Annotated in this window: 2 protein-coding genes; both read right to left on the reverse strand. The window is 60.4% G+C overall.

Going from position 1 to position 3,153, the window contains the following annotated elements:
* Positions 1-9: 9 nt before the first annotated feature.
* Positions 10-1,914: an NHL repeat-containing protein gene (locus tag ABTY04_RS40645; protein ID WP_352218460.1), complete on the reverse strand. Its 1,905-nt coding sequence runs from the start codon at positions 1,912-1,914 to the stop codon at positions 10-12.
* Positions 1,915-1,976: 62 nt separating this feature from the next.
* Positions 1,977-2,432, reverse strand: coding sequence for a hypothetical protein (locus ABTY04_RS40650; protein WP_352218461.1), 456 nt, complete (start codon positions 2,430-2,432; stop codon positions 1,977-1,979).
* Positions 2,433-3,153: the final 721 nt, after the last annotated feature.

The raw sequence follows: 3,153 nt of genomic DNA on the forward strand, positions 1-3,153 counted from the left end.
AGCCCTACGCTACGACTTTGCCGAGGCACCGGGCAGCACGCCGGAGATCCGCAACAGCTGGCCCTGCCGGTTGCTGACGTAGATCCAGCCGTTGTCGCGGTCCAGCCCGAGGCCGCAGACATTGCCGAGACCGTCGGCCACCACGCGCTGACGGCCCTTGGCCTCGCCGTCAGCCACGACGACCTCAAGCAGCCTGCAGCCGCTCGAGTCGGAGACGTATGCGTTGCCCGCGCCGTCCAGCGCCACGCGGACGCTTGTCCCGAGATTGGTGGCCACGGTCGGCGGGGTGCCGCCACGTGTCGTCAGGTCGACCTCGTACAGCCCGCCGGAGTCATACTGGCCGACGTATGCCTTGCCCCCGCTCAGCGCAACTCCGGCGGCCGCCGGCACGGACCACTCGCGCCCCTTCTTCGCCAGTTCGCTGTTCAGGTCGAACTCGACCAGCTTCCCGCCCAGGTAGTCGGCGACGTAGGCCTTGTTGCCCGGCAGGTCCAGCGCGACGCCGTACGCGGAAATGCCCTCGGCGACCATGACCGGGGAGGCGGAGCGGTCGGACAAGTCCACCCTCAACAGGCGCTTGCCGCTGTAGTCGGTGACGTAGGCCCTGTTGCGCGGCAGGTCCAGCGCCACATCGTTGACGTCTCCCAGCTTGTCCAGGACCCAGTCCGTGCGGCCGTTGGCGAGATCCACCTGGCGCAGCTTGCCGCCGGACCGATCGGCGATGTACGCCTTTTGCTTCTTCAGGTCCAGCGCGAGACCGTCGGGCGTCCCCAACTCCTTGGCGAGCTCGACGGGAGCCTTTCTCGGGATCTCTTGCTCTTTGCCGTCGCCCTTGTGAAGAGGGTGATCCTTCATGTCGAAATTAAGTTTTTCAAGCTCGAAGACCTCATGCACCCCGGCGAGGGTGGAAACGACCTCGGCCTCCCCCTTTTGCATAAACGGCTTGCCTTGATCGGTCAAGTCGAAAGCCTCGGCAGCCGTACCGGTCTCACCGAGTTTCCATGCAATCACGTTGGAGTACTTCGGTTCCTTGGCTTGCGGGCCGTCCGGGCGGGTCTCCTTGACCTCTACCGGCTCGGGGTAATGCAGCGCGACCCACCCGCCGAAGGAGACAGGGAATTCGTAGTCGAACCTCCGCACCTGGCGTCGCTGCGTGGCCAGGACATCCACCCGGCTGCCGACTTCCCCGTTCAGCGTGGACGATGTTTTGAACGAAGTGGTCAACGAACCACTGACAGAAGCAGTGATCCCAAGCATCAGCTGTGCCGACAATTCCCCGGTGCCCGTGGCGGTACTCGTGGCTGTTGTCGTAGTTGTCGATTGCGACTGAGATTCCGCGTCAACACCCTGATTGTCCTTACTGTTCTTCAGGGTGATCTTCTCGGACTTGTTCATCGCCATGCTCTTCTGTAATTGCTGCTGAAGTGATGCGATGGCTTTTGCCCCGAAAGTAAGCTGTACCTGCCCCTGGAGCGACCAGCTGATTGTGTTCGAAATCGAGAATTCTACGGTATGTGACCATGTGGTGGGTTTGGGGTCGGTTCGATTGACGTACGTTTGCTTGGAGATCACGTCCGGAGGCGGCTGCACAATGTCGCCTCGCTCTTCGACAAGCGGTACCCCCACCGTCATATATGCGCGCCACCCGCGCTGGTGTGCCACATCCTCCCCATCAGGAAAGTCGCCGAATCGCCCCTTATTCAAAGAAAATCCGGTAGGGGAGACATACCGGTCCTTCCCGTCTGGCGTTTTCTTCTCGGCCTTCCTCTTCAGCTTCTCCTTGTCACGCTCCAGGATGGCCGATGCCTTGTCGGCAATTTTGAGCTCCTTCAGGTTTCGCCCTGTCAGAGGGTGGCGGATAAATCGTTCGCCAAGATAAGCTGTACTCACGTTGTTTTTGATGGCGTCACCCATATGCCCTGCAGTCTCCTTGTGTAGCAGAACTCAACGATGCGTCTTGGATTCCTAATCGGCCCTCACCAAATGACCGCCCCACCGTCAGCCCTTTTGACGCCTTTCGCCGACTTGTAGTTATCCTTTCGCGAATCTTCCAGCTCTTCGTCGCTGACCTTCGGCCGGTCTTCGTCCCTAATTTCCACCTCCACCTTCTTGAACGCCTCATCCTTGGCCGAAGACGCCATACCCGATGTCGATTCGGGGTTTTCGCTGGCTTCCCGCTGCTCGGCGGCTACTGTCTGGGTGTTCTTGAACAGGGGGGTGAGGAAGTTGTTCATGATATTGAGCGCCTCAGGCGACGTCTCGCGCACAATCTTCGGGTCACGCGCAGCTTCAGGAATGCCGTCGTAGAGCTCCGGATCGACCCCTTCCCGTTCAGGCCGAGCGCCAGGGATATTTTCGTATACCTTTCGAGCGGATTCTTCGGCGGACTTGGCTTCGCTTCCGCCGCCATCGAAGATGTTCTTGAAAGACATGAACTTTCCTCCGGTTCCTATGGCTAATTTTTTCGCATTCGAAGACCTCGCACACCCCGGCGAGGTAGCAATAATTCCGCTTCCCTATTTTTGCGTAAGCGGCTTAGCTTTGCCGCCACTTGCCTTCAGCCCCCTTGGGTCATCCACCGTGCGCACCAGGATCTCCGTGCGCTTGCCGACCCCTGCGGTGATCGATCTATCCAGCTCGACCTGCGGATTCTCGCCCGTCACCTGTCTGCGGGCTGCCTGTGACGTTGTTATTTGGACCACGGTGACGGCTGGAACTGATCCCCGGTTGGTTTCTGATTGAATGATGTTATGAAATAGCCCCGCCTGTGACCTGCAACGACCAGCTTGGAGGGGCCGCTTCAGGGCCTCGTCGCACTGCAGATTGCGTTGAGTCCTGGCCACACGGTGGTCCCCGATATTGACCGAAACTGGTGGACCTCCTGCTTATTGGTCGGGTGTGAGCGCCAAAGTGGGGACATGCGTCGGTCAGGGCGAGTTCGGACGTACCGGCCAAGCCTCAGAGGTCTTCAGCGTGTCCGAGCAGTCGGTGGACACTTGGTGACGGCCACCACCCGAAACTGGTCGACCAGTGCGGCTGGCCGCGGCAATAAGACGACCCGCCGGCCGCCAGACCGCTCCCCCGGACGCCGAGACATGAGGCTCGCCATGCCCGATGCCACCAACAGGTTCTTCCATCCTGTCCCTGAATCCG

It is taken from the genome of Streptomyces sp. NPDC097981 (genome assembly GCF_040302565.1).
Taxonomy (GTDB): Bacteria; Actinomycetota; Actinomycetes; order Streptomycetales; family Streptomycetaceae; genus Streptomyces.